Raw genomic sequence first — 25,884 nt, 5'->3', positions numbered from 1 at the left:
GGGCGGCGTACACGGCCGGGGCCGGGCACCTAGGGGTGTCCGGCCCCGGCCGTTGGGCGGGCGCGCGGGTGGCGGGGTTGGGGGCGGGGGGGGGGGGGTGGCGGTGGGTGTGGCGGTGGGGCGCCGGTGGGGGGGGGTGGCCCCGGCCCCCCCCGGGCCCACGGGCGGGCCCCCCCCCACGCGCCCGCGCCAGGGCTCGTAGGGCTAGGTTTCGGAGCGGTCCCCGCGCAGCTGGACCGGCTCAGGGTGATGACGCAGTGCCTCCCGCTGCTTCCCCACCACCGACGGCGTCCAGGCGGCCCGCGCCCTGGAGCGCGGCCTTGGCGGCGCGGCCGCCGCATTGGATCCGGGCAGGCCCCGCGTGGTTGGGTGGCAGCCACAGCGCGGTCGGCGATCGCGGGACTGCCGGAGATCACCTCTGGGAGAAGGGCTGGAGGAACGAGATGACGGTGGACGTACGGGAGCAGGTCGCTGACCTGCCCAGGCAAGTCCGGGACCGGGACCGTCTGGCCGCGGTCCGGGCGACGGGCCTGATGGACACCGGGCCGGAGCAGGTCTTCGAGGACCTGTCGGGGCTGGCGGCCCGGGTGACCGGGTCAGGGCGGGCGTTCGTGACCCTCGTCGACGGCGACCGCTCCTTCTGGAAGGCGTGCACAGGCGTCGATGCCTCCTCGATCGAGGAACGGCAGAACCCGGTCGAGGAGAGCTTCTGCTACTTCCTGATCGGCTCGAACGGCAAGCCGTTCATCGTGGACGACGTTGCGGCCGACCCCCGCACCAGCGGCCACCCCTCCGTCGGCCCGATGAACATCGGCGCCTGGGCGGGCTACCCCCTCCTCTCGCCCGGCGGCGAGGTCCTGGGCAGCTTCTGCGTCATCGACGACAACCCCCGCACCTGGACCCCGGCGGACCTGGCCACGCTGGAGACCCTGGCCCGATCGGTCAGCGCGGAGATCCGCCTGCGCCAGTCCCTCGCCGCCGCCGAAGAAGCGCACACCCGCTCCGCGGACCTCGCCCACTCCCTCCAGCAAGGCCTGCTGCCCCCCACCCCGCCCGAGGTGCCCGGCGTCGAGGTCGCGGCCTCCTACCGCCCCGCCTCCCGGGCCGGTCGTTCCGACATCGAGGTCGGCGGCGACTTCTACGACCTCTTCCGCACCCGCGGCTCCACCTGGGGCATAGCTCTGGGCGACGTCTGCGGCAAGGGCGTCCAAGCCGCCCAGGTCTCCTCCATGGCCCGCTACACGATCCGCGCCGTGGCCAGCGAGAACCGACCCCCCGCCGACCTCCTGGACCACCTGAACACCGCGATGCTGCGCCAGGGCGCCCCCCGCTTCCTCACAGCCGTCTACGCCCGCTTCCGCGTCACCCCCGGCGGCGTCGCCGGGACCCTGGCCCTGGCCGGCCACCCGCCCGCGCTCATCCGCCGCAACGACGGAACGGTCCGCGAGATCGGTACGCCCGGCCAGCTCCTCGGAATCTTCGACACCTGCGACCTGACCGACGTCCGCTTCCGCCTCGCCCCGGGCGACCTGCTCCTCCTCTACACCGACGGGGCGATCGAAGCCCGCCCCCGCCCCGGTGCCCCCGCCCGCCACCAGAGCGTCTTCAACGACGCCGACCTGGCGCACACCCTTTCGACCACCGCGGGTATGAGCGCACAGGAGACGATCGACCACATCAACGACGCTCTGGCCGCCCGGCACGGAGGCTGGGCCAGCGACGACACGGCCCTCCTCGCCCTGCGCGTCCCCACGCACCGCCCGATCTGAAGGCTGGCGCCATGCATTACGGAACGGACCCGCCCAACGAACTGATGATCATCGACGCCTTCATTCCCCGCCCGCCGGCCCGCGTCCTTCTGCTGCGGGGAACCGTCGGCTACTGGGATGAAGAGACGCTGGACTCCGCGTTTGCCGAAGCCACCGCAGCCGGCCTCCCACTGATCGTCGACCTCGGTGCACTCGAAAGCGCCGACGCGATCCTCCTCGGACTGCTGCTGTCAGCGCGCAGGCGCGTGAGCCTCCACCTGGTCGGCCCCCTGAGCTGCTGCTTCGCCCGGCGCCTGCTCATCACCGGGACCCGGCAGGTCCTTCGCGTCCACGAGAACCTCACCGATGCGCTCGCCGCCATCACCGTCGAGAGCCCGACCGGCAACCGGCCTGGCCCTCCTCTTCCCCCCGGCCCTCCCTAAGGGGCGGCGGCTTGGACAAGGGGCCACCGCCCTGCCCGAGCCCTTCGCCATCCGATCTTCTGCGTGCTTCGGGGCCGGCCGAGACGCCGACACGCTTCGGCATCCGGCACGGGGTCCCGTCACTGGACAGAGCCGTGGGCCGGAGATCTCAACCATCCTGGCAGTCGACCACCCCCCCGGCCGGGGGCATCAGCGGTCCGAGCCGGGGCACGAGCGACATCATGACCATTCTGCTGCTGTTCCTGCTGCCTCTCGGACTGGCTCTCATCCTGCTGGCCACAGGTGAACCGGGCCGTCGAGGTCGCCACCGGTCCTGAGGCGACGCTGACGCCGGTTCCGCCTGCGCAACACGCGCCGCATCGCGCTGGCCGGCCCGCTGCCGAACCGGTTCCACGGGCTGCCGGAGATGACCGGGGTGCTGGACTTGTTCGATCTCCGCGACCCCGCAGACCGGCCCGGCCCGGTGGCAGGCTGATTGGCCTGGGCGGTCAATTTCTGCGCGTCGTAGAGTGTCGGGGCGGCCGCGCCTGCTGAGTCGCTGATACCGGGAACGGGGCGGGGGACGCGTGCACGATATGGAAGCCTCCAAGCTCACGTCGTCACGCGGTCTGGTGGTGACGGTCGTGTTCGAGGGCTGGGAGAAGATCGCCGAGGCCCGTCGGCTGGCCCGGTCGTTCCTTGACGAGGTGCAGGCGGTTCACGGGAGGTCGGTCTCTTCCCGGACGCGGGAGACCGTGGAGCTGATCGTCACAGAGCTGGTGTCCAACGCCCGCAAGTACGCGCCCGGCCCCAGCACGCTGACCCTTGAACTCGCGGACGGGCTTGTCGAGGTGTCCGTCTGGGACGGCAACCCCGACCCGCCGGTGGTGATGCCGACCGACCCCTACCGGATCGGTCAGCACGGCCTCGAAGTGATCGTCGCCGCAGCCGACGTCATCCGGACCCGCCGCGAAGCTCACGGCAAGCGGATCACTGCCGGCGTCGTCATGACCGGCTGACCCTCGAGCCGTGCGGCTTGCTCGTCGCCGGGACGTGGCGATGGTTGCTCCCGGGCTCATCGACCGCTACCAGGCTGGATGCCGCCCCGGCTGAGTACGTGAGCGGTTGCCCGCCGCACGTGGCGCCGGAAGGGTGGGCGCATGCGCCGACTGCTGCTGCTCGCCCCGCTGTTGCTGCTCACCGTTGGCTGCGGCATGGTGCCGTCCGCCGAGGGCGAGGCGACGGACGCCGCACGGGAGGTGGCCAGGAAGGCGGGCCAGCGGCTCTATGGCCAGAGTCCGCGCACGGCGGAGGAGGTCGGGCGCTCCGCTTCCCACCTCGACGGGTGGAGGTGATGCGGGTGACGGGTACCTCGACACGTGAGGGCGGATGCCCGGGGAGGGCGGCTGCACCGTCGGGAACGCCCTGGACCCGAAGCCGTCACCGCACTGAGTCCACGGACGCGCCGACACCGTGTCTCGGTCCACAACCTGGAACCGCAGGGCGCGAAGGACCGTCATGGGCGTGCTCAACGAGGTGCGGGACGCGCCCTCAGGGATCCGTTCAGACGTTCAGCGGACGAGGTTCGGGTGTCTTCTGCTCCTCCTCGATCTCGGCACGCTCCTGTGCGATCTCCCGGGTAAGGAAGTAGTTGAGCAGGGTCCGGATGGCGGCGATGGCGGCCAGCTGCCCGATCTCCGCGAAACTCGGTGCGACCGCGGTGCGCAGGACGTCACCCGCGAGCTGGAACTCCAGGCCCAGGACAAGGAAGCGGCCCAGACTGAGCCGGATCTTGTTGAACTCGCCGACGAGGGATCGCCTGTGTATCCCGGTCGACGCGAACCGGGCGAAAGCCCACACCGCACCGGCAAAGATGATCAGCGCGCCGGCTGCTTCGATCACGTGGACGAGCCACCCGATCATCTCCTGAACCTGCGATTCGGACGGCAGTTCCCCAGACAGTGTCATGCTCCCCGCCTACCCCACTGCCGGCGCTCACACGGTCCAGCACCTCGGGGGAGTGGTCGGGGCGGCGGAGGCGGAACGACCGCGCGGCGCGGGGAGGAAATGCGGATCGTGCCGCTGCGCCCATGAGCTCGCTTCTGCGGGCCGTCCGAGCCGCAGCGGCCCTTTGATCCGGAATGAGCCATTTCGGTGGCGCATATCAACATCATGATCAAAAATGGTTGCAGTCTGAACATCTGTCACACCGTCACCAGGAGAAATGTGTATTCGCCACCCACTCAGTACGCCCCCAGACCCCAGCAGCCCGTCCAGCGCTGGTGGCAGCGCACGGCTGTGATCGTCACCGCGCTCGTGCTGCTGCCCCCGCTCGGGATGGCGCTGGCCTGGATGACCCGGTGGACCCAGGGCAAGAAGATCGTCGCCACCGTGCTCTCGGGTCTCTGGTTCCTGATCGTGCTGTTCTCCGGTGGCGACGACAAGGGCGCGGAGGACGACAAGGTCGGGGCGGCCAACGCCGCGACCGCCTCGCCGGGTTCGGCCGCCATCGAGCCGGGCAAGGCCGCGGCACCGAGCGCGGCTCCTGTGCTGCCCAACGTGGTCTCGATGCCGTTCGATCAGGCCGAAAAGGCCCTGAAGGGCGCCGGGGTGGCCAAGGTCGAGGCGCTGAGCGTGTACACCGATGTGCCCCTCGCCTCGTATCACCCCAATTGGGCCGTCTGCTTCCAGAGCCCCGATGCCGGAGCGGGACCCGCCGACGCCACCCTCCACCTCATCGCGCCCGGCAAAACGTGCCCGGCCGTCGCCGGCACCCGGCTCCACGCCGAGGCGACGAAGGCCCCGACCAAGGCCCCGACTCCAACCCAGGGGGACGCTGACGGGACCTCCGGTACCGGCGGGGGCGGGGGCGTCTCCTACAAGAACTGCGACGCCGCCAAGGCGGCTGGTGCGGCGCCCATCCGCAAGGGACAGCCCGGCTACCGGTCGGCCCTCGACAAGGACGGCGACGGCATCGCCTGCGACAAGTAGTCCCCACCCTGCTGCAGCCGAACGGCAGGTTCGGTTGCACCAGGTGCCTCCGCCGTGGGGTCAGGGCGACGGTCTGCAGGTGCGGCGTGGTGGAAGAGTTCCCGTCCGTGCCCGACCTCTTCGACTGGATGGAACAGGTCCACAACAGCGACGTTGCATCGCTACAGCAGTTGCCCGCGGCGCCTCCATGAACAGGACGCGTCGTCGCCCGCCTCAAGGTCGAAGCCTCGCCATGCGCAGTCGCGGGCGGGTCCGTCATGAGATCCCGGACCTTCCGTCCCAGTCGGTTTTCAGGTCACTCGCAGTTCCCCACCAGTGAACACACCCTCAAACCCACTCCCATGGAATCGGGGCGAGATCTGGTGGTAGCGCAAGTTCCCCGCGCTGATGTCCTCCAGGCGGTCGCAGTACTCGTCGGCTTCCGCCGTGAGGGCCCAGCGCGAGCGCAGCGCAAAAATCTTCCGTTCCGTCTCCCCGATCTTCTCGACGAGTCTGTCCAGGGCCTCCTGCAGGCCCAGGCCGTAGGCGTGTTGCAGCACCGACACAGCCTGAACATGCGCCTTCTTCCCGTTCCTGTCGTTCCACTCCTTCCGGAACGAGTACAGGTCGTTCACGAGGCAGCAGTGATGCGCCGTCAGCCGGTCCAGCTGCTCCCGCTCGGCCGACTCCCACTCATCCGCGGAAAGGTTTCGCTCCAGCAGCGCGGGAATGGTTGCGGTGAACAGGGGGACACCGAAGTTGACCTGCCGGTACTCCAGGTATTCCCCCCACCCCATTCGGGGTGAGCCGATCGCCTGGTTCTCCTGGTACTGGGCTTGCGCCATGGACGCGGTGCGCCGCAAGAAGTACCGCGCCAGCGATTCCGGGAGCCTCTCGGCGATCGTCATGGCCGCCGCCATGAAGTGCCGGGTCAGTCCGTCGCCCCAGTCGCCGACAGCGAACACGTCGTCAGCGTGCGACTGCCGCAAAAGCAGCGTGGCCGTGCGCGCCCACATCTCTCGGGCGCTGCCGGCGCCACTCGTCTCGTACAGAGCCTCCTGCTTGTTCTCGGCCACCGTGTACAGCGCGTTGAAGCGGCACCAACAGGTCAGCAGGCCGCGGTCCACGTCGGGGAAGCACAGTGCTGCCCACGTCGTGTAGTTGTCGGCAAGTACCGGAACCGGCACGCGCGGGTCGTCGCTGAACAGACCGTACGCCCATGCGTTCGCGGCGGCGTCCGTCTCGAGGGAATGGTGCGGGTTGATGCGCCAGCGAAAGCCGGTCTGCACCGGAGGAATGGTGAACGTTCGGGTTCCCACAGCAGTCTTCCCTGCCCCGTCCTAGACGTCGGCCTCTACCGCAAAGTTCCCTCTGAGGACGCACGGCACACCCGGGCCACGGCAAAGAGCACCGGATGGGAGCGTCCCGGGGTCGCCCGTCCGCGCGGGCCCCTCGGGGGCGCCCCGCCCGCTGATCGGGCATCGGCTGGAGCGCCTGCTGGAATTGGCTGACATGCGCATGCCGAAGAGGTGGGGTGCGGGACTACCTTCTTAGGGCTCCGGAGGGGCGGCTGTCCGAACGCGCGGGCTACAGGCGGGCGGTGGCCGCGTCTCCCATGCCCCGGTTCCGCCGAGGGGCCGGGTCCCCCCACGTATGAAGGAAGACGACCATGTCTCTGGGCACCTGGCTGAAAGTCGGCACCTCCGCCGCCGCGATGGTCCTCGCGGCGGCAACCGCCGCGACCGCGGCACCCGCGCCCATACCGGACGCCAATGCAGCGGTAGTGACGCTCCGTTATGACGACAGTCGGGCCGGCGGCTGGGAATCGGCCATCGCGGCCGGGGTCGCTTCCTGGAACGCGAACGTCAGCAACGTCCGGCTGGTGGAGGCCGCGCCCGGGGTCCGGGCCGAGATCGTCATCGTGGCCACCACCGGTTGGCCGCAGGCCACCCTCGGTCCGGTCCGTCCCGGGCGGCAGGTGCGAGTCGAACTCGGCGCGCAGGCCGTGAGTCAGGGTTACGACAAGACGCGCATCGCTGCGCACGAGCTGGGCCACAGCCTGGGCCTCCCGGACACCAAGCCGGGGCCGTGCTCCCAGCTGATGTCCGGGTCCAGCCCCGGGACGGCCTGCACCAACGCCGTGCCCAACGCGACCGAGCGTTCCCGCGTGCAGAACGCGTACGCGAACGGGCTCGCGGCAACCGTGCCGACGGACGGCCGGGTACTCGTCGACGCCCCCTGACCGGAGGGCCGGCCGCCCCTGCGTGCGGGGGATACCGCGAGGTCGGGGTGCCCCCGCACCGGTGAGACATCAGGCGGCTGAGTCCCCCGGAGGGGTGGTCAGCCGGTGAGTGCGGGCGTGGCTGCTGTGGTGGGGATGCCGTGGGAGGTGACGAGGCGGGCGCTGCCTTCGGCGAGCTGGTAGGCGAGGCCGACGACGCCGGTGTGGCCGGAGGCGACCTGGTCGGCCAGCACCCGGGAGCGGTCCAGGAGCAGGTCCACGGTGTGCCGTATGTGCGTGTCGATCAGGTCGCTGTCCGCACTGAATCCCGCGGCGCGGGCGGCCAGCACGCTCGGCGTGACCCGTTCCACGACGTCCCGTACGTAGCCGGTGGCGGTCGGCCCGCCCTCGACGGCCGCGCGGGCGGCGGCGACGGCGCCGCAGGAGTCATGGCCGAGAACGACGACGAGGCGGCAGTCCAGCACGCTGGTGCCGTACTCGATGCTGCCCAGCACCTCGGGCCCCAGGACGTGCCCGGCGGTGCGTACCACGAACAGGTCCCCAAGGCCCTGGTCGAAGATGATCTCGGCGGCCAGCCGCGAGTCGGAGCATCCCAGGAGCACCGCGAAGGGCTTTTGGGCCGGGGCGAGCTCGGCTCGCCGGGCGGCGTCCTGGTTGGGGTGGTGCGGGGTGCCGGTCACGAAGCGGTGGTTCCCGGCGAGCAGAGCGTCGAGGGCTTGAGCTGGGGAGACAGGAGTGGTTGCCATGGCGGCAGATTACGAGGCGCCCGGCTGGGCCGCTCGATCAGGGGCCCCGGTGCCGTCGCCGACCGCACCGCCCACTGCCCCTCTCCGCCGTCACACAGCCACAAGCTGCCCGACAGGACGGCCCACAGGCCGACAGCCCAATGGAGCGCAGGCCGGGCAAGGCCCGACACCCGTTTGCTTGCTCCGCATGGTGGAGCCCTCCAGGCTGCCGCATCGTTCGTGGAGTAGGCATCCTTCCTCGTGCCCCGCGCGACTGCGTTGCGCGCGGCTGCGCACAGCGCGCATTCCGACGGAGCGAGACACACATGAGCGACCACGCCATACCCGAGCCCGAGGCCGGGGACGACCGAGCACAGGCCCGGGGCGCCGCTGCGCATCCCGCGCCCGTCCCGCAGGCCACTGCGCCTCCCACTGCCCCGCTCCCTGAAGGAGGGGACCCGGACGAGGCGCGACGCGACGCCGACGTCGGCGCTGAAAGCCTGCGGACCTTGCTGGAGGCAGCGGTGACCGGCAGGTCGGTGGACGAGGTGGCCGATCTGGTGACGCTCCTGCGGGAATCGGGGCAGCTTCACGACGGGGCGGACCAGGCGTTGCGGGCCGCCGCGGTCAGCCGCCCCATCACAGACGTCATCTCGCTGGCCGTGCTGCTGGCCAAGGAGGAAGAGCACACGGGGCCCCCGCAGGATCCCGGGCCCGGCCAGGGGCCGGAGCTGCACCCCCATCCTCAGCCCCACCCCGAGCCGGGGCCCCGGCTCGAGCCGGCGGACGAGCCCGGCCAGGCGCCCCGAGCAGCGACGGAACGGTCCGCTGCGCGGGTCTCGTACAAAGGCGCGGACGAGCCGGTCAGGAAGGCGCTGAAGACAGACGCGGAGCCCGGCGTGCCCGGCCGCGCGTTGCGGTGGCCGGTGGCGATGACGCTGGCCGTCTCCGCGGTCCTCTACCTGCCGCGCTCCCCTCTCCGCCTCCTCACCCCCACCAGCCTGGTGACCTGGTTCCTGCTGGGCTTGGCGTGCGTGTGCCTGGCCCTGGCCGTGCTGGTGACAGTGCGGGATCGGGCCCGGTTGTGGTCGGCGACGACCGTGACCGGGATCGCACTCGTCTCGATCCACGCGCTGGCGACGGTGACGGATCGCGACCTCTGGGGCGGAGCCGTAGGCGGCCTCGTGCCCTGGCCCACCGGCACTGCGATGCTCGCCGCCGGCCTCACCGCCGTCCTGTCGGTCATGGCCCTGCTCTACCGCGCGGACAGGCCGCAGCCCCAGCCCCCGTCCGACCTGTCCGTCCTCTTCCGGCCCCACCTCGAGCCGGACACCTCGGCCGACCGCACCCCGACCCTCGCCCACGATGCGGAGCCTCCCGCCCCATGAGCGCGGGCGGGGGCCGGACGGACGGGGGCTGCGACCTGCTCCGGCCGGTGCTCTGACGGTCGACACTTCGGAATGCGGATCTTCGGCAAACACGTACTCCTGCCCGGAGGGACTCCGCTGCCTTCCTGCGTGGTTCGGAGGGCCGCCATCTGGCGGTGTTCGACGGGCCGGGTGATGCTGTCGCTGGTTGTGTCTGCTGGGTGGCGCCCGGCTGTGCGGGCACATCGATCAGTGGAGTCTCCATGCGCAAGGCAGTTCTCGTGATGACGCTCGCCGTGGCCCTGTCCGCGGCCGGTCCGGTGGCGGCCGCGGACAACGACCAGCACGAGCCCTCCCGCAACGGCCTGAGAGTGACCGGCCTGACCGTCGACCAGCGTCTGGTGCAGTTCAGCGCCGGCAATCCCGACCGGCTGTCCTCAGCCGCGACCGTCACCGGTCTGACCGGAGACACGACGCTGGTCGGCATCGACTACCGCGTCCAGAACGGCCTGCTCTACGGCGTCGGCAACGCCGGCGGCATCTACACCCTCAACACCCGCAACGCCGCCGCGACGAAGGTCTCCCAGCTGAACATCGCGCTCGAGGGCACTGCCTTCGGCGTCGACTTCAACCCGGCCGCCGACCGGCTGCGGATCATCAGTGACACCGGGCAGAACCTGCGTCACGACGTGAACGTGGCCACCGGCGGAACCCTCGCCGACACCCCGCTCACCACACCCCCGGCCACCACCCCGACAACCGGTGTGACCGGCGCCGCGTACACCAACAACGACCTGGACACGGCGACGGCCACCAGCCTGTTCGACATCGACACGCTGAACGACCAGGTCGTGCTGCAGTCCCCGGCCAACGCCGGCACCCTCGCCCCGACCGGCAACCTCGGCGTCGACGCGGGACCCAGCGCGGGCTTCGACATCTACTTCACGGCCCGGGACGGAAGCAACCAGGGCTTCGCCGCCCTCTCCACCGGCGGCTCATACCGCTTCTACAAGGTCAACCCGCTCACCGGGGACGCGACCGACGCAGGAGCCTTCCCCACGAACCGACAGGTCTTCGACGTCGCGCTTCCTCTCAACCAGAGGTAAACCCCCACCTGGGTATGCCGATGAGCAGGTGAGGACGAAGAAGGGCCCGCGTTCCCCCGCCGGAAACCGGGGGAGCGCGGGCCCGAGGCAGGCGGCCACTGAGCTCCGTGAAGTCCCCACGCTCAGGTACGGGACCTGGCTCGCGATCCCCGCCTCGTACTGCAAGCGCCCGTCACGAAAGCCGGCAATCCCAGGGGTGAGGTCAACAGCAACCGTCCTTGTCCATCTGACAAGGACCATTTACATTGAGACAAGTTCCCTTTACGTTGGATGCATGGGGACAACACCAGAGAACCGGCAAAGCCGCAGTGACACGGTCCGTACCCGCGCATGGTTCCTCGACTGGTTGCCGGCAGTCATCGCCCTCGGCTTGCTCGGCGTGATCGCAGAGTTCGGGCTCTTCGGTTCGGCTGACTCGTGGAAACTGTTCTGGTCGCTGCTGAACCTCGCCCCGGGGCTGTGGATCGTCCGGGCCGTGATCAGGAGCCTGCGCCGCGCCGACGAGTACCAGCGCCGGTGCCAGCTCGAGGCCCTGGCGATCGGGTTCGGCGTACTGATCATGGCCATCTACGCCACCGGGCTACTCCAGGCGGCCGGGGTCGGAGACCTGCGTCAGCTGGTCCAGATCAGCTTCATCGCCGGCATCCTGACCTGGATCGCAGCCCTGCTACTCAAGACCCCGCGAGCCCGGTGAAGAACCGACTCAGGGAACTGCGGGCGGTGCGTCGTTGGAGCCAGGCCGACCTGGCTGACCGCCTCGACGTCTCCAGACAGACCGTCTACGCCATCGAAACGGGCCGCTACGACCCGAGCCTGCCGCTCGCATTCAAGATCGCCGCCGTATTCGGCGAACCGATCGAGGATCTCTTCTTCCCGGACGAGGACCTGCAGCGTGAACGGTGACCTCGCCCGGCGCGGCGGCCGCCGTAGAGGGTGGCGCGGCTGGGCGTGCTCATTTCTGACGAAATGATCTCCAAGGTGGTTGGATCACTCCAGAGCTGTGGGCGGTGCACGCTGCGCCGAGCAGAACGTAAACACGTCGACAGCGCCCCTCGGCACCCGGCAAAGTAGCCGCCCGTGACGAGCAGTGAACTGTGGACCCGTGCGACCGCCGACCGCTGCGACGCCGAGGAGTCCGAAACCTCCTCGGCGGCCTTTCTCGGACCGACTCTCGCCTTCCTCGCCGAGCTCGCCGGAGACGGCCGGGCACTGGAGTTCGCCATCGGGACCGGACGAGTGGGCGTCCCGCTCCGGAAACGCGGCGTGCCGGTAGTGGGCATCGAACTGTCCGAGCACATGGCAGCGGTACTGCGGCGCAAGATCGACGAGGAAACGCTCCCGGTAGTCATCGGGGACATGGCCACCACCGTCGTTCCCGGCGAGTTCACCCTGGTCTATCTCGTCTACAACACCATCACGAACCTGCTCACGCAGGACGAGCAGGTCGAGTGCTTCCACAACGCCGCACGCCATCTGAAGCCCGGCGGCCGATTCGTCATCGAGCTGGGCGTGCCGCCGCTGCGGTTCCTGCCACCCGGCCAGATTGCGGTGCCGTTCGACGTCTCCGAGCAGCATCTCGGCTTCGACACCTTCGACCTGGTCGAGCAGGTTCTCGTTTCACACCACTTCACCCGCGACGGCGACGACGGCAGCTACCGTCGCGGCAACTCCCGGCACCGGTACGCCTGGCCGGCAGAGCTCGACCTGATGGCACGGATCGCCGGGCTCGAGCTGGAGCGTCGCGTCGCGGACTGGGACGGGGCGCCGTTCGCCCAGGATTCCGCGAAGCACATCTCCGTGTGGCGCAAGCCAATCTGAGGTCGGCCACCAGGCTTCCCTGCAAGCCGTACCCGTTCTGGAACTCCTGTCGAGAGTTCAGGCGACGCCAGCCGGGACCCGGGCACCTCCGATACCGGGGGCCCTCCCGGCAACGAGCCGGACCGAGGGGGCGGCGTCAGTAGCGCTTGTCCCAGTGGACCAGCTGCCCCTGGGAGCTGTCCCACATCTTCTTGGCCCCGAAGGGATTGCCGGTGAGGATGCCCTCGCCGCCGTGACCACCGTCCTGCGTCGTCATGCTGACCGGGCGGGTCGTCGCCGGGGCGGCGATCGCGCTCGACGACATGGAGACGGCTCCAGCGGCCAGAGCCGTGGAAGCGGTGAGCAGGACCAGACGCCGGGTGCGGGACATGAGGGGGCTCCTTACGGAAGGGGGAGGGGCCGGTTCTGGTGAGCCAGGGCCCGTGTATCCATTGGGCCCGACCACCTCGTGCACGTCATGCCCCTGCATCTCGGGGCTTGAAATACGACCGCCCGCATGCTGCCGCACCCGCCTCCTATGTGGTCGATGCCGTCGCGTTCGCACCGGCCCGGCCTGACAGCCGGGTCGGCGGGTTCGGGAGCGGGTGCCTTTGGTGGGTAGTGGACGGCCCGGGCTCTCAACTCTTCACGGCCTGTGCGATCTGCTGGGCGACCTGGGCGGGGGTGAGGTGCGTGGTGTCGACGACCTCGGCCTCGGCATGCAGCCACGTGCGGGCCGCCTCGGCGTAGGGCTCAAGGTATTGGAGACGGAACGGGGAGTCGGGACCGAGCACGGTGTCGCCCGCGATGCGCGCCCGGAGGGTGTCCTGATCGGCATGCAGGACGAAGTGCCGGACCGCAATCTCGTGCTGGGCGAGGCCCGAGCTGATCTCGCGCCAGTACCGCTCGACCAGGACGGTCATGGGCATCACCAGGGTTCCGCCGGTGTAGTCGAGGACGCGTCGGGCGGTCTCGACCACGAGCGGCCGCCATGGCGTCCAGTGTTGGAAGTTGTCCGTCTCGGGCAGCCCTGGCTTGATGTCCATGAGTGTCTCGCCGACCTTCTCGGCGTCGAACACCCGTGAGTCCGGAATCAGCTGCTGTACGAGCGCACCGGTCGTCGTCTTGCCTGCGCCATGCGTGCCGTTAAGCCATACGATCATGGACTTGACGCTAGCGCGGTGCGGGCAGCGAGGACAGCCCGCACCGATCGGACTCTGTACACCCAGAACCAGAACCGGACCCCGATCGAAACACCTCCACATGCACCCGTGGACGCGCGAAGCTTCGGGGTACACGGGTGGGCATGGCACCGAAGCGCGAACATCTCACCTCCTTGCGAGCCGTACGCCAGCTGCGCCGAGCCCGCACCCTCTACATGACTGGTACCGCATTGTGGGCGGCTGCGGCAGCCTGGGCGGGTTGGCTGCAGCCGGGCAGCCGACAGATGTGGGTCTCCGCCCTTCTCCTGACGGTATTCACGGGCCTGCTCGTGACAGCCTCCATGTGGCTTCGGCGTCTCCAGCCCGCGCCCGGGCCGACGCATCGAGCGGCGCCCCGACGGGACGTCACCCCGCACCACGTGAACGCCTGAACAGCCCCGCTTATCGGCCTGTCCTGTAGCTGTTTGCCTGCCGAGCCGCCGTCGGACCGGCGCGGGTTCATCCCTCCACCCTGCTGGTGCGGGCTCGACCACGCGCAGGTCAGGGCTCACCCCTCCACCCTGCCGGCACAGCTCACTCCGGCACGCCCAAGGCCGTGTATGCGCGGAGGTAGGCAGGCAGCGGCTGGGGGAGTGCGCCGGCTGCGTGCCCGCGGGGAGGGTTGTCAGACCATGGCGAGCCGGTTCACCAGCAGCTCCACTCTCGGCTCGATGTCCTCCGGCGGCAGGCGTCCCGCCCGGGTCAGGGTCGCCAGGCCGTGCAGGGACGCCCAGAACACCTCGGTGAACAGTCCCGGGTGGACGCCGTCCCCGGCGACCTCGGCGAGGCTGTCCAGTAGGGCGGCGAAGGCGTCCTTGAGGGGTTCCGGGGTGTCCTCGTCCGCGAAGGCCAGTCCGCCGTCGAGCTGGAACAACGCGTCGTAGACCGCCGGGTTGCGTGCGGCGAAGTCGAGGTAGGTACGGGCCAGGGCGGTGACCCGGTCGCGCGGGCCGTCCGCAGCGGAGGCTGCGGCGCGCACGGCCGCGGCCATCTCGGCGGCGCCCTGGAGGGCGACGGCGCCGATGATCTCGCGTTTGCCGCGGAAGTGGCTGTAGAGGACGGGCTGGCTGTACTCGATGCGCTCGGCGAGCCGACGGGTGGTGACCGCGTCCCAGCCCTGCTGCTCCGCGAGTTCGCGGGCCGTTGCCACGATGAGGCGCTCGCGCTCAGCCCGTTCACGCTGCTTGCGTTCCTGTACCGACATGGATTGATCCTAGCATCGCTAGACAACCGAGCGGCAGTAGTACTAGCGTTGCCTCATCAGCTAGCAATGCTAGATGCATCCGGAGGGGTCGCCATGCTCGACGTACTTGAGGTCGTCACCATCGTGGTCGTCGGACTGATGGTGGGGGTGGAGTTCTCCGTCGCCTTCGTCATCAACCCGATCCTCGGCGCACTCCCTGAAGACAGCGGCCAACTCGGCCGCAGCCACGGGGGCCGCATGCTCGGCGCCGTGATGCCGGTCTGGTACTTCGGCTCGCTCGCCCTCGTAGCGGTCTGGGCCATCGTCGGTTGGCATGACCACGGCGCCGGCTTGGTCGTCATCGCCGGCGCGCTGCTGGTCCTCAGCGTGATCATGTCGCTTCTCCTGCTCGTCCCGATCAACAACCAGGGCAAGACGTGGACCCCTGAGAACCGGCCCGATGACTGGAAGGAGCAGAATCACCGCTGGGACCGCTTCCACTACGTTCGCGTTGCCGTCATCATCGCCGCCTTCACCCTGCTGGTCGCAGCCCTCGCCTGAGCCCGCCGACCAGCCCCGCGCCGGCGGCGCACGCTCCCCGGGCGCCGGCCGGCCACCTAACTCCCCACTTCTGGAGGAGCGGTTACGCCCTCGAGTACCCGCGTCCGCGCAGCCTGATCAGGATCCGCACGACTCGGCAAGCCCTCGCCGCGTACGGCGACATGGCCACCGTGTCGCCCACCACGGCTCCGTGGCCACCGCGCTCGGCGTCCACGGCCTGACCGCGACGCTGATGGTGGCCAACGGCCTGCTCATGCTGCGCGAGACCCGCAAGATCGTGACCCCTCCGTCGACGCCCGCCCCGCAGCCTGCCTAACGGCCACCTCTGGGCGTGTTGTTCTCTTTCCGGGCTTGAGGACTGCGTTCTCGCTGGTCAGGTATCGAGTCGGCGGTCTCGTGGCAGTGGTGTCGTGTCGTTGTTTTGCTGGAGGTCGAGAACGCCGTCGGTCGTGTACCTGCTGCAACAGCGTGAGCTCGCCGCTCACCGTCGTGTCGACGATCTGCGGGAGGAGGCCGACCGCCTCCAGGCGGAGCTGGCTGTGGCTGAGCGGGAGTGGACGAGTGGGGCATCCCCGCTCACGCGTTGGCGAGAGACTGGCCCCGCTACGCCCTACTTCTCCTCCGGCTCCCAGGCGCGGAGCAGGTCCAGCAGCCCTGCGTCTCCGTCAACGTCCAAAGAGTCGGCCTGGATCCGGTCGTACAGGTAGAGGACCAACTCACTGGCCGTGCCGTGGACGGAGGCGCCGGCTGCGTCCGAGTCCTCGCCGGTCGCGGCGGCGGGCGCGGGGATGCGGGTGATGCGTGCGCCGTCGGCGTCGACGGTGAGGCGCCAGGAGCGGCCCTCGGCGGCGTGGAAGTCGAAGGCCGTGGGCTTGTGCGGCCAGGCACTCGGCGTTGCGCAGACGGTGAACAGGAACTCCTCCACACCGTCGAGTGCCAACTCGACCGGCAGCGGCTGCGGGGCGCCCCCGGCGAGCTGGGCGTCGTACGTGTGCACCGCGGTCTCCTGGACCCGGTGCCGGGCGACACCGCCGGCGGTCCGCGGTGACTGAGACGCGGGCCACCACGTCCAGCAACCGCTCTCCGGTCCCGCCGCGCGCAGGGCGCCCAGCAGAAGCTGCGTCGACGCGTCCAGCCAGGCCAGCAGAGCCTCACGCTCCTGCGGCACTTCCAGCGCGGCGCGCGCGGCGACGGCCTCGGCCGGGGGAGCGTCGGCAGACCCCGCGCCGACGATGGCGGCCCAGAAACGGTCTCCCCCACCCAGGTGCTTCACCAGATCGAACAGCGTCCACCCGGGGCACGTCGGCACCTGCGCGTCGAGACCGGGCGCGGCGGCGACCACGGCGCGGAAGGCGGTCGACCGTTCATCGATCAGTCGCAACAGGTCAGGGAACTCAAGATTCTTTTCCACGCCGGATGTCTATCACCGTGCTCCGATGATCGGACAGGGATTTTCACAGTCACCGCCGGTTGGCCATCGCGGACGTCTCGCCTCCACCGCTCGGGTGACAAGCTGCGCACTGCTGCGAGGCCTGCATTCCCTTGCGGATCGCAGAAGGCGAACCGCCGTGGGCGCAAGAGCCCGGCGATGTTGCGCCCGTTCCCGGGCCCTGTCAAGCCCCGAGATGCAGGGGCGTGCCTTCGTCCGGCACGGCGGGCCTACTGAAATCAGGCGTGGGCGCCGGAGAACGATCCAAGGAGCTCGAGACGTACGGGCACACACATCAGGAGTCAGCTGTGGCAATGGTAGGACTGTTCTGGATCACTGAGGATTCCGTGTATGTGGGTTCCCCGCCGAATGCCGAGGGGCACTGCCTTCGCATCACCTCCGATGGGCTACAGGCGCGCTGCTCCGACGGCATCCGGGCATGGCCGTGGTCGAGGCTGAGTTCCGCGGTCGTGGAGGCCGCGCCCGTGGAGGGCGGGACAAAAGGCGCAGGCCGCTTCCTGGCGGCGGTGCTGGAAGCGATGGTCACGCTGGGATCCAGCTACGACGGCGAGGCACCGCCACAGATGTTCCTGGTCCTGGAATCGCAGGACGGTACGGAGGAGGTACAGGTTTCGGCAGCGACCACGGGCTACACCTCTCAAGAGATCACCTTGTCCCAGCGCCTCCTGAGCCGGTTCCGTGAGGGCACGGCAGACCCCCGGACCCTCACGACCTGGAGCCGGGACCACAGCGGCGGCACACCGAAGCCAACCGAGCGTGAAGCCCTCCTGAAGGAGTGGACACACGAGTGAGCTCCGGGCGCCTCCGGCGACGGCGGCAGCCCTCACGCCTTCACACGCCTGTTCGCATCGTCCCGACGGACTCGGGGCGATCGTCGGCGCGATCACCGGCACCCTGCCCCGCCCGCAGCTTCTCGTCCTCGGCCGCCACGATCAGGATGTCGGCTACGCGCGGTCGGCCGGACCGTGCCGCTGCGCCCGGACGCCGCCCGGCAGGTTGCCGAGCACCACCGCAGCCGCGCCCGGCACCCGTGGAGGTCGTGCGCTTCTCGGCGACGTGGGGGAGCCGGGACGTCCTGAACAGCACCCTGGTCCACCCCGGCCTGGTCGCCGAGGTCAGGGCCGACACGCCTGTTGGCGACGGCACGGGGCCCGGTACCGACCCACTCCTGCCAGGTCGGCGGCGACGCCGGGCAGGTGCGGCGAGGCCGCCGAAGACGGCGCTGTCCCGCCGCGATGAAGGGCCCGACCGCCCAGACGGTCAGCACATCTCCGTCCGCGGCTTCGTACCGAACAACGCGGTCCCAGGGACCACGGCACACAGACGCGGTCGCGCCGGACGACGCGATCCTCTCCACCGGCGGCCGGCCGGGCAGCTTGCGCCGCACCAGGCGCCCACAGCGCACGCAGCCCGCCAGCGGCACGCTGCACGACAGCCGGGGACAGGCTCGTGCCGCCGCCCGCACGGAAGGCCACCTACCGCCATCTCCCGCACCGGTCAAGACACGAGCATCCGGCAATAGCCGCCCAACCTGGATCGGAAGATCCTGGTTGGGGAGAAGGGAGCACGCCTCCCGGCTGCAGCGCGGCCCTCGGCGTACGCCCGCCGGCACGCACCGAAGGGACGGACATGAACGACCCCGAACTCTGGATCTTCGCACTGACGTACCTTGCTGCCGCGGGATTGATGGCGCACGTGATCGTGGCCAGCCGCCGAGCCCGGCAGCCACGTCCCGGCAAGCCCGCCGCACGAGCCGGCCCGGCCCGCGGCAACGCGCTGTTCGAAGCGGCCTTTCTCGCAGGTGGCCCCCGGCGCGTCGCGCACACGGTCCTGGTCGCCATGCAACGTGACGGCCGACTACACATATCCCGGGACGGCAACGTCTCCCGGGTCCCGGGAGCACCGCGCAACGCCGTCGAGGGGAAGATCGTCGGAGCGCTCAGGTACGGCGGCGTGGTGACAGCGGAGCGCCTCTGCCGCCTGGTGATGCGCAGCCGCGCGGTCCGAGACATCGGCACTGCTCTCGTGCGGGCCGGACTGCTCGTCGAGCCGACGGTGCGCACACGCATCGCGCGGTGCAGGCGCATCGTGGCCGCCCTGCTCCTGGTCCTCGTGGTGGCAGGCTTCCCAGCGGTAGGGGACCGCACCGCCGGAGCGCCCGCCACAGTAGGCCTGCTGCTCCTCATGTCCATCGCGGTGATCGTATTCCTCGTCCGGACCTCGACGCGGCGGCTGTGGTGCACCACAGCCGGAGCCGAGCGCCTCGCGTCCCTGCGGCGGGCTCCCTCTGCGGCGCTCCCCGGCACCGAACCGGTACTGGCCGGAGTGGCTCTGCTGGGGATGGGCCAGCTGTCCGACGCCGAATGGGCGTCGGCCGTGGTGGGGCACGGCAGGTCCGACATGGGCGGTTCCTGGGAGGCCGGGGCCGCCTTCGGCGGGGGCGAAGCCGGTGGCTGCGGAGGAGGCGGTGACTGCGGCGGTGATTGAGCGGCCGAGGACGCCGCTGCCCCGTCACCTCCCGGGTTCGACGTTGCACGCCTGGTTGTCCAGGCAGCGGCGCTGGTCACGAAGCGGTGGGAGGGCGTGAGCCGGTCCGGCCCGATCCGCGCGAGGCACTGGAGCCACGATTCCGAACCCTGTCCGACGCCTACGCCCGCGCACGCCCGAAGCCTGCCTGCGCGGCCGCGGCGCGGACGCGCAGGCGTCTGTCCAACACCTGACGGCGCAGGGTCTGCATCCGTGGCAGCCGGGCAGGTCTGCGCGGACACGGCGGCCCGCACTGCGCCGGCGGGTGCATACGCGGCCGTGCGCCGGCCTTCCGCCGATGCCCACGGCCCGGCAGGAGGTCACCGGCAGCGTGTCCCTTCCGCCGGGAGACGGCCCTCGGTCAGGTAGGCGTCCACGGCATCGGTGACGCACGCCCTGCCGGTGGCCCGGTAGGCGCCGTGGCCGTCGCCGTCGTACGTCAGCAGGACCCCGGATTCCAGCTGTCCGGCCAGGCTCTGGGCCCAGGCGTAGGGCGTGGCCGGGTCCCGGGTCGTGCCCACGACCAGGATCGGCGCCGCCCCGGCGGCCTTGATCTCGCGGGGTGTGCCGACCGGCCGCACCGGCCAGAACGCGCAGGACAGCGCTGCCCACGCGACGTACGTGCCGAAGAGGGGCGAGGCCTGCCTCAGGGCCGGCAGCTGCTGCTGAACCTGCTGGGCCGTGGTCGTCGGCGACGGCCCGTCCAGGCAGTTGACCGCCTGGTTGGCGTCAAGCAGATTGGTGTAGTGGCCGTCATGGTCACGTCCCGAGAACAGGTCGGCCAGGGCGAGCAGGGTTGAGCCGTTGCCGGCCTGGGCCTCGGCCAGGCCGGTACGCAGGGCGGGCCAGGAATCCTTGGAGAACAAGGCGGTCAACACGCCGGCGGCGGCAAGCGACTCGTTGACCGTCCGCACGCCGTCACCCGGCAGTGGTCGGCTGTCGGCGCGCTGCAGGAGGCCGGCCAGCCGTTGCCGGGCGGTGGACGTGTCCCGGCCCAGCGGGCAGTCGGTACGCGGCACGCAGTCGGCAAGGAAGGCGTCCAGCGCCGTCTCGAAGCCCACCGCCTTGGCGCGGAGCGCCGCCGGCGACCACGGCGGCCACATGCGGGGATCGATGGCGGCGTCCAGCACCAGGCGGCCCGTCCTTGCGGGGAACTGTTCGGCGTAGACCGCGCCCAGGTAGGTGCCGTACGACTGGCCGAGGTAGTGCAGCTTCGCATCGCCCAGGGCGGCGCGCAGCACGTCCATGTCCCGGGCCGCCTCGACGGTGGAGACGTGAGCGAGGAGGCCACGGGGGGTGTTGGCACGGCACGCCGCGGCGACGTCCCGGCCGGAGGCCACGAACCTGTCCACCTCGGCCTGGTCGTCAGGGGTCCCGTCGATCTGGGATTGCCGGTCCTTCTGGTGGTCCGTCAGGCAGCTGACCGCCGTGCTCCGTCCGACCCCCCGCGGGTCGAAGCCCACGATGTCGAACCGGGACCGCAGCCGGTCGCTGAAAAGGAACCGGCCCGACTCACCCACCGCCTCCACACCGGATCCCCCGGGGCCTCCCGGGTTGTACACCAGGGAGCCGATCCGAGCGGTCCGATCGTCGGCAGGGTCGCGGATCAGCGCCAGCTCGATCGTCTCCCCACCCGGGGCGGCGTAGTCGAGCGGAACCTTCAGCCGTCCGCATGCGAAGCCGCCGCCCTGGCACGCGGTCCAGGTGATCTTCTGCTCGTAGAAGGGACGGAGCCCCGCGCCGTCGGCGGGCGTGGCCGACCCGGCCCCGGGTCTCTTCGACACCCCGGTGCACCCGGCGGCCACCAGCCCCAGCACCAGAGCACCGACGGCGGACCGGCGTAGAGCCGCCCGGGCGGCCTCGGCACGGCCCCGCGACAGCGGACCCGGCGCGGCTGCGGCCATGGTGGGTCTCCTTCCGGCGAAGCAGCACGGCTTCGAGTAAAACCGCCCTGGACGACCCCGGCATGTCAGGGGATCCATCTGCGCCGCCCCGCCGAGCCGGCGCACCGGCGGCCGGACCCCGGCCGGGGTCCGGAGAGAGGCGCGTCCGGGAAGCTTCGGCGCTGCGGTTTTTATCGGATTGCGGGGCCTTGTGTGTCGATCCGGCTGAGCAGCAGGTACGCCGACCGCCATAGGCCGAAGCTCAGGTGTTGCTCTGAGAAGTCGGGAAGAAGGTTGGCTGCTGTGCTGTCAGGTGACACTGCCGACAGATGAAGTGGGTGGAAACGGGGGCGGATCTGGTATGCGGGGGGTGTTCCGGTGGATCGTAAGGGGCTCGGGCGAGACGCGGACTCTGGATGTGTATGACGTCGCGTTCCTGGCGGGTGGGGCCCGGCGGGTGGTGGACAGCGCGGTCATCGCGCTGAACTGGCGCGGGCTGCTCGTGGTGCACGCCTCGCAGGTGCGCACTGTGGAGGGGGAGCAAGCCCTGCATCCGGTCGAGCGCGCCGTGCTCGCCTTCTGCGGGCGTGCCAAGAGCATCGACACCATACGCGCTGAGCTGCAACGCTCCCCGGAGGTCGAAGAGATCGGCCGGGGGCTGGCCATATGGGGCCTGGTGGCGGGCGCGGACCGTCAGGTGACCCGTGCGGGCCGCCGGCACCTTCAGCAGGCCGAGTGCGACCCGAGCATGCCCGAGTACGTCCTGGGCGGGGCTGCCCGCCTCCTGGAGCAGCCGGTGCAACATCCGGTCGGCCGCGGGCAGGCGGTTCCACCCCGTCGCGGCCCTGCTCCGAGGCGCAGCGGCCGGGGGTCGATGTGGGGGCGCAGGTCTCCGCGCCTGGATGTCGACTCCGGTCCGCACTTCGACGGTGGAGGCGGTGGAGGCGGTGGAGGGGGTGGAGGCGGAGGCGGCGGTGGCGGCGGAGATGGCGGCGGCGGAGGCGGAGGCGGCGGAGGCGGCGGAGGCGGCGAGTGAGTGAGCGCGCGCCGTAGGAGGCCTGGCCGGCAGGCGCCGGGTGGTGGGCGGGGTACTCGCCCGAACGGGCTGCCCGGCGGGCAGCGACCTCCCGGCGGCCGCAGAATCGGTGCGGGAGAAGCACACGACGGGAGCCGATCAGGATGCCGAACACCGCCGGTTGCTCAAGGAGGGCCCGCGTCGTCGTGGTCTCGGGTGTGCTGGCCCTCGCCGGGGCAGTCGTAGCCGGGTGCGGTGGTGGGGCGGCGGGCGGCGGGCAGGTGCCCGGGGCGGGGCCCCACCCGCAGGCGGCGCGCTCCGGGCGGGTCACGGTCGTCTACGAGACCGGTACGGTCGCACCGCAGGACCGGGAGGTCGTGGGCCTGATCCAGAAGTCCCGGGTGCTGGAGCGGACGGCGGAATGGGTGAACAGGACGCTCACCCTCCCGCACGATCTGGTCGTGAAGGTCACCGGCGACGTCCCGCCCGGTGTCACCGACGCCGTCACCCAGCCCGACGGCAGGACGGTCTTCGTCCCGCCGCCGTTCCTGGCCGAGATCAAGAAGGCCTTCGCCGACGTCGTGAAGACCGTAGAGCGGCCCGACCCGTTCCCGGCGTCGGAGTACAACATCGACGATCTGACCGTGCTGTCCACCGAGTTCATCTTCGGCCACGAGATGGGCCATGCGCTGCAGCGCCAGCTGCTGCTGGCCAACCTCGGCCTCGAAGAGGACGCGGCCGACGGCTTTGCGTCCTTCTACACCATCGACGAGGTCGGGCCGGGCCCGTCGCTGGCCGCCGCGATCCTCTTCGACGAGATCGCCCGCAAGGAGGGAACGCCGACCCTGGAGAGTATGTCGAGCGACCACCCCGTCACCCAGCAGCGGGCCTACAACTTCCTGTGCTACCTGTACGGCAGCGACCCGCGGGAGTACCAGCGGTCCCTGGTCGACAGCGGCCGTCTCCCCAAAACCCGGGCCCCGCTGTGCCCGCAGGCCTGGGCGATGCTGGACTACGGCTGGTGGACGCAGCTCCGGCCGCACTTCAGCCCGGCGTTCAAGGCCCGGGGCGACGAGGAGCAGAAGCAGGCGCAGGCGCGGTTGATCGCGCAGACGCGGGACCTGGCCAAGCGGATCGACGATATCCGCAGCAGCCAGTGAGCCTTTCAGCGCTGACGCTCCAGGGTGAGGATGGCTGCGGCGATGACGGTCATGCGGTTGGGGCTGCAGCGGGCTCGACGGAGATTCGCCAGGACTTCAGTCGCGCGATGCTTCGCTCGACTGGATGCTCGCGCTGCTGACAGGCCTCGGTTGATCGTTCGCTGGGTTGTGGTGAGGTCTCGTTAGCCACCGACACGCGGTGGCCGGTGTCCCAGCAGTCCCTGGTGTGTCTTCCGGTCGTCACCTGGAGAGGGCCATGCTGTCTGCCGAAGCCGCGGGGGTCCCGCCTGCCTCCTCTTGCGGTCGCGTCCGGTACCTCACTGTCGAGCGCCAGAAATTCTGTGTTGGCCGGAGTAGACATTGGGCTGTGACGTGGTTATGGTTTCTCTCGTAGCCCAGAGAGACCGAAGGGCCTGGCAGAGATGAACTGCCGGGCAGCAGTACTTGCAGTACAGGTAGTTGCAGTGCGTAGGACGGTGCGGTGGCGGAGTGTCGAAGCCAAAGCTTGTTCAGGATGGCGACGGGACTGGCGGCCGGACCGGGTGGCCCGCGGTGATCAGGGGCCGCCGACAGAGGTACCGCGGTTAACGCAGGTGGCAGTACCCGCAGTAAGTGCAGTTGGCAGGACCAGCAGTACCAGCAGTTCAGCTAGTTCGCAGTACAGCAGTGAGAAGTATCCGCGGTACGCAGTACCCAGCAGTGCAGTACATGGCAGTACCTCGGTGAAGGCGTCGGCTGCGGGCGCGCGCACCGGGAGGTTCGGCAGTGGGGTTCTAAGCCAGAGCAGATGCAGGATGGGCAACGGGGCTGGCTGCCGAAGTCGTGACGCTTGGCCAGGTCGCGAGCAGTACCCGCAGTTCGCAGTACCAGCAGTACCCGAAGTAATGAGTGCAGCAATATCGCAGTAAGTGCAGTTGGCAGTACCAGCAGTACAGCAGTTCCCTGTAGGTAAGCAGTTGTTCGTCAGAGGGATGAACGGAGGAGTTGAGGCGCCATCAGGATCGCCCGGACGCCACGCGGGTCCGGGTACCGCAGGACATCGATAGTGAGGTGGTCTCCGGTCAAGCACCGCGATCCCCGCACCACTCGTCCCCGTTTGGACGGGTGAGCGGAAACCGAAGGCCGGCGCAGTATCAGGGCCGGCAGATGGTGTAGCAGTTCCTTCGGGGCCCGGATGCCGGCAGGCGTCCGGGCCCCTCCACGCGTTCCAATGAAAGAGGTGAGATGACAGCAGAGAACCCCACCGGGCCGCTCGGCGGCCACCTGGACGACGACGACTTCCCCGCCTACACCATGGGCCGGGCCGCCGACATGCTCGGCACCACCCAAGGCTTCCTCCGCGCCATCGGAGAAGCCCACCTCATCACCCCCCTCCGCTCCGCCGGCGGACACCGCCGCTACTCCCGCTACCAGCTGCGCATCGCGGCCCGCGCCCGTGAGCTCGTCGACCAGGGAACCCCCATCGAGGCCGCCTGCCGGATCGTCATCCTGGAAGACCAGCTCAAGGAGGCTCAGCGCATCAACGCCGAGTACAGTGCCGCACTGCCGCCGGATCCCGCGGCCGCGGCTTGAGCCGAGGCGCGCGTGCCGGCCTGGTCGGCTGGCGCGCCTGGTCCGGGGCGTGAAGAAGGCCCACGGTTCCTCTGGTGACTGGGTGTGGTGACGTGTAGCGTCTGCGTCAGCTGTCGTGGTTCGGAAGTTCCCCTTGCCCACGCCTAGGTGTGGGCGTTTTGCTGTGCTGTGCCGCAGGAACCAGGGCGATCACCTCCGCCTTCCGCATCGTGCGGGAGGCGTTCATCGACTGGAAGGCATGGATATGGCTACCGGAACTGTGAAGTGGTTCAACGCCGAGAAGGGCTTCGGTTTCATCGCCCAGGACGGCGGCGGCCCGGACGTCTTCGCCCACTACTCCGCGATCAATGCTTCGGGCTTCCGCGAGCTGCAGGAGGGCCAGGCCGTCACGTTCGACGTCACCCAGGGCCAGAAGGGCCCGCAGGCCGAGAACATCACCCCGGCCTGACCCGTGCCGTCCGCCTGACCAAGGGCCGAGTCGATGCGTACGGCGGTCCGCAGTGACCGAATTGGCGGACACATCGAGCCCACCGACCCTTGGCGGGACACGGGGCGTACGTCGTCAGGGCTGCGCGGCTGGTGCCGCGCAGCCCTGACGCCTGTCGCCATGCACGCGTACTGGGGCAGGCCGGACGTCCTCGAAGGGCGCTGGCGCAGCCGCAGAAGTACCGCGTCATCCGAACAGCGGCATGCCGGGCTCGCCGAACCCAGCCAGACCCGCCCGTTGGGCGCCGGCGTCGCAATAGCGTCTGGATAGCCGCACCGTCCCCGGCCCTGAACCGCACGAACCATCTGTCAATGAGCACATCACCGGCGTGTGCGACGGCCGGCGGCTGAGGCCCCGCATGCTCGTTCCGGCCGCCTAGGTTCTGTCCGGCGGATCATTCGCGGAGCCAGAGTCTGATGGCTGCTGTGGTGATGGTGCCGTGGAAAACGTAGGCGCGTTTGTCGTAGC

General features: G+C 70.2%; 27 protein-coding genes and 3 pseudogenes. 21 read left to right on the top strand and 9 right to left on the bottom strand.

Translation table 11 applies throughout. The features are described 5' to 3' along the window. The first annotated feature begins 443 nt into the window (after window positions 1-443). The 4 genes from AB0D66_RS31785 (at window position 444) to AB0D66_RS31770 (ending at window position 3,525) form a co-directional block, all read left to right on the top strand. On the top strand, window positions 444-1,769 hold the full coding sequence (locus AB0D66_RS31785; protein ID WP_362310667.1) for a GAF domain-containing SpoIIE family protein phosphatase: 1,326 nt from the start codon (window positions 444-446) through the stop codon (window positions 1,767-1,769). A gap of 11 nt (window positions 1,770-1,780) precedes the next feature. Continuing rightward, window positions 1,781-2,191, top strand: coding sequence for a hypothetical protein (locus AB0D66_RS31780; RefSeq protein ID WP_362310666.1), 411 nt, complete (start codon window positions 1,781-1,783; stop codon window positions 2,189-2,191). 575 nt (window positions 2,192-2,766) lie between these two features. Beyond that, window positions 2,767-3,189 carry an ATP-binding protein gene (locus AB0D66_RS31775; RefSeq protein ID WP_362310668.1) on the top strand — a complete coding sequence of 141 codons (423 nt, stop codon included), beginning with the start codon at window positions 2,767-2,769 and terminating at the stop codon, window positions 3,187-3,189. Window positions 3,190-3,330: 141 nt separating this feature from the next. Beyond that, on the top strand, window positions 3,331-3,525 hold the full coding sequence (locus AB0D66_RS31770; protein WP_362310665.1) for a hypothetical protein: 195 nt from the start codon (window positions 3,331-3,333) through the stop codon (window positions 3,523-3,525). 208 nt (window positions 3,526-3,733) lie between these two features. Here the strand turns inward: AB0D66_RS31770 and AB0D66_RS31765 are convergent, their stop codons facing one another. Further along, window positions 3,734-4,138 carry a DUF1622 domain-containing protein gene (locus AB0D66_RS31765; RefSeq protein WP_362310664.1) on the bottom strand — a complete coding sequence of 135 codons (405 nt, stop codon included), beginning with the start codon at window positions 4,136-4,138 and terminating at the stop codon, window positions 3,734-3,736. Between the two features lie 258 nt (window positions 4,139-4,396). Here AB0D66_RS31765 and AB0D66_RS31760 point away from each other — a divergent pair, with 258 nt between their 5' ends. Next, a complete protein-coding gene (locus AB0D66_RS31760) occupies window positions 4,397-5,161 on the top strand; it encodes an excalibur calcium-binding domain-containing protein (protein ID WP_362310663.1) in 765 nt (254 codons plus the stop codon). A gap of 290 nt (window positions 5,162-5,451) precedes the next feature. Here AB0D66_RS31760 and AB0D66_RS31755 read toward each other — a convergent pair whose 3' ends face one another. After that, window positions 5,452-6,429, bottom strand: coding sequence for a terpene synthase family protein (locus tag AB0D66_RS31755; RefSeq protein WP_362310662.1), 978 nt, complete (start codon window positions 6,427-6,429; stop codon window positions 5,452-5,454). A gap of 380 nt (window positions 6,430-6,809) precedes the next feature. Between AB0D66_RS31755 and AB0D66_RS31750 the strand changes: the two genes are divergently transcribed. Next, on the top strand, window positions 6,810-7,382 hold the full coding sequence (locus AB0D66_RS31750) for a snapalysin family zinc-dependent metalloprotease (protein ID WP_362310661.1): 573 nt from the start codon (window positions 6,810-6,812) through the stop codon (window positions 7,380-7,382). A gap of 98 nt (window positions 7,383-7,480) precedes the next feature. On the opposite strand, the gene AB0D66_RS31745 is transcribed toward AB0D66_RS31750, so the two are convergent. Beyond that, window positions 7,481-8,128: a carbonic anhydrase gene (locus tag AB0D66_RS31745; protein WP_362310660.1), complete on the bottom strand. Its 648-nt coding sequence runs from the start codon at window positions 8,126-8,128 to the stop codon at window positions 7,481-7,483. A 305-nt stretch (window positions 8,129-8,433) separates the two neighbouring features. On the opposite strand from AB0D66_RS31745, the gene AB0D66_RS31740 reads away from it, so the two are divergent. From AB0D66_RS31740 to AB0D66_RS31720, 5 genes are all read left to right on the top strand, one after another. After that, a complete protein-coding gene (locus tag AB0D66_RS31740; protein ID WP_362310659.1) occupies window positions 8,434-9,495 on the top strand; it encodes a hypothetical protein in 1,062 nt (353 codons plus the stop codon). A 242-nt stretch (window positions 9,496-9,737) separates the two neighbouring features. Further along, on the top strand, window positions 9,738-10,580 hold the full coding sequence (locus tag AB0D66_RS31735; protein WP_362310658.1) for a DUF4394 domain-containing protein: 843 nt from the start codon (window positions 9,738-9,740) through the stop codon (window positions 10,578-10,580). Between the two features lie 274 nt (window positions 10,581-10,854). Beyond that, window positions 10,855-11,274 (top strand): hypothetical protein, encoded by a 420-nt coding sequence (locus AB0D66_RS31730; RefSeq protein WP_362310657.1) that lies wholly within the window; start codon window positions 10,855-10,857, stop codon window positions 11,272-11,274. Next, entirely contained in the window at window positions 11,271-11,483 is a 213-nt protein-coding gene (locus AB0D66_RS31725) for a helix-turn-helix transcriptional regulator (protein ID WP_362310656.1), read from the top strand. Before AB0D66_RS31730 ends, AB0D66_RS31725 begins: the two co-directional genes overlap by 4 nt. 174 nt (window positions 11,484-11,657) lie before the next feature. Next, window positions 11,658-12,398, top strand: coding sequence for a class I SAM-dependent methyltransferase (locus AB0D66_RS31720; RefSeq protein WP_362310655.1), 741 nt, complete (start codon window positions 11,658-11,660; stop codon window positions 12,396-12,398). Window positions 12,399-12,534: 136 nt separating this feature from the next. On the opposite strand, the gene AB0D66_RS31715 is transcribed toward AB0D66_RS31720, so the two are convergent. From AB0D66_RS31715 to AB0D66_RS31705, 3 genes are all read right to left on the bottom strand, one after another. Then, on the bottom strand, window positions 12,535-12,768 hold the full coding sequence (locus AB0D66_RS31715) for a hypothetical protein (protein WP_362310654.1): 234 nt from the start codon (window positions 12,766-12,768) through the stop codon (window positions 12,535-12,537). 247 nt (window positions 12,769-13,015) lie between these two features. Beyond that, the gene (locus AB0D66_RS31710; protein WP_362310653.1) at window positions 13,016-13,540 is read right to left on the bottom strand and encodes an ATP-binding protein; all 525 of its coding nucleotides are present in this window, start codon (window positions 13,538-13,540) and stop codon (window positions 13,016-13,018) included. A gap of 664 nt (window positions 13,541-14,204) precedes the next feature. Further along, window positions 14,205-14,783 (bottom strand): TetR/AcrR family transcriptional regulator, encoded by a 579-nt coding sequence (locus AB0D66_RS31705; protein ID WP_362310652.1) that lies wholly within the window; start codon window positions 14,781-14,783, stop codon window positions 14,205-14,207. Between the two features lie 93 nt (window positions 14,784-14,876). On the opposite strand from AB0D66_RS31705, the gene AB0D66_RS31700 reads away from it, so the two are divergent. The 3 genes and pseudogenes from AB0D66_RS31700 to AB0D66_RS31690 form a co-directional block, all read left to right on the top strand. Then, a complete protein-coding gene (locus tag AB0D66_RS31700) occupies window positions 14,877-15,323 on the top strand; it encodes a DUF1772 domain-containing protein (protein WP_362310651.1) in 447 nt (148 codons plus the stop codon). Between the two features lie 190 nt (window positions 15,324-15,513). Next, the gene (locus AB0D66_RS31695) at window positions 15,514-15,639 is read left to right on the top strand and encodes a hypothetical protein (RefSeq protein ID WP_362310650.1); all 126 of its coding nucleotides are present in this window, start codon (window positions 15,514-15,516) and stop codon (window positions 15,637-15,639) included. A 100-nt stretch (window positions 15,640-15,739) separates the two neighbouring features. Further along, window positions 15,740-15,926: pseudogene (locus tag AB0D66_RS31690) on the top strand (hypothetical protein); the annotation flags it as partial. Window positions 15,927-15,933: 7 nt separating this feature from the next. On the opposite strand, the gene AB0D66_RS31685 reads toward AB0D66_RS31690, so the two are convergent. Beyond that, window positions 15,934-16,734 (bottom strand): maleylpyruvate isomerase family mycothiol-dependent enzyme, encoded by an 801-nt coding sequence (locus AB0D66_RS31685; protein WP_362310649.1) that lies wholly within the window; start codon window positions 16,732-16,734, stop codon window positions 15,934-15,936. Between the two features lie 326 nt (window positions 16,735-17,060). Between AB0D66_RS31685 and AB0D66_RS31680 the strand changes: the two genes are divergently transcribed. Beyond that, entirely contained in the window at window positions 17,061-17,564 is a 504-nt protein-coding gene (locus tag AB0D66_RS31680; protein ID WP_362310648.1) for a hypothetical protein, read from the top strand. Window positions 17,565-18,402: 838 nt separating this feature from the next. Then, window positions 18,403-19,260, top strand: a complete 858-nt coding sequence (locus AB0D66_RS31675) for a TIGR04222 domain-containing membrane protein (protein WP_362310647.1) — start codon at window positions 18,403-18,405, stop codon at window positions 19,258-19,260. Window positions 19,261-19,619: 359 nt separating this feature from the next. Here AB0D66_RS31675 and AB0D66_RS31670 read toward each other — a convergent pair whose 3' ends face one another. Next, window positions 19,620-21,203, bottom strand: a complete 1,584-nt coding sequence (locus tag AB0D66_RS31670) for an alpha/beta hydrolase (RefSeq protein ID WP_362310646.1) — start codon at window positions 21,201-21,203, stop codon at window positions 19,620-19,622. 340 nt (window positions 21,204-21,543) lie between these two features. Between AB0D66_RS31670 and AB0D66_RS31665 the strand changes: the two are divergent. The 3 genes and pseudogenes from AB0D66_RS31665 to AB0D66_RS31655 form a co-directional block, all read left to right on the top strand. After that, window positions 21,544-21,879: pseudogene (locus tag AB0D66_RS31665) on the top strand (TIGR04222 domain-containing membrane protein); the annotation flags it as partial. A 205-nt stretch (window positions 21,880-22,084) separates the two neighbouring features. Beyond that, window positions 22,085-22,222 (top strand): hypothetical protein, encoded by a 138-nt coding sequence (locus AB0D66_RS31660; protein ID WP_362310669.1) that lies wholly within the window; start codon window positions 22,085-22,087, stop codon window positions 22,220-22,222. 181 nt (window positions 22,223-22,403) lie between these two features. After that, on the top strand, window positions 22,404-23,357 hold the full coding sequence (locus tag AB0D66_RS31655) for a DUF4344 domain-containing metallopeptidase (protein WP_362310645.1): 954 nt from the start codon (window positions 22,404-22,406) through the stop codon (window positions 23,355-23,357). A 5-nt stretch (window positions 23,358-23,362) separates the two neighbouring features. Here AB0D66_RS31655 and AB0D66_RS31650 read toward each other — a convergent pair. After that, window positions 23,363-23,563: pseudogene (locus AB0D66_RS31650) on the bottom strand (transposase family protein); the annotation flags it as partial. A 1,018-nt stretch (window positions 23,564-24,581) separates the two neighbouring features. On the opposite strand from AB0D66_RS31650, the gene AB0D66_RS31645 reads away from it, so the two are divergent. Together AB0D66_RS31645 and AB0D66_RS31640 are read left to right on the top strand one after the other, a co-directional pair. Beyond that, window positions 24,582-24,929: a MerR family transcriptional regulator gene (locus AB0D66_RS31645; protein WP_362310644.1), complete on the top strand. Its 348-nt coding sequence runs from the start codon at window positions 24,582-24,584 to the stop codon at window positions 24,927-24,929. A gap of 244 nt (window positions 24,930-25,173) precedes the next feature. Then, on the top strand, window positions 25,174-25,377 hold the full coding sequence (locus AB0D66_RS31640) for a cold-shock protein (protein ID WP_150504806.1): 204 nt from the start codon (window positions 25,174-25,176) through the stop codon (window positions 25,375-25,377). Window positions 25,378-25,884 lie beyond the last annotated feature (507 nt).

This window comes from Streptomyces sp. NPDC048270, assembly GCF_040652335.1.
In the GTDB taxonomy this organism is placed as follows: domain Bacteria; phylum Actinomycetota; class Actinomycetes; order Streptomycetales; family Streptomycetaceae; genus Streptomyces.
Note: the sequence above shows the minus strand (reverse complement) of the source record. Positions and strands in the feature narration are given on the sequence as shown.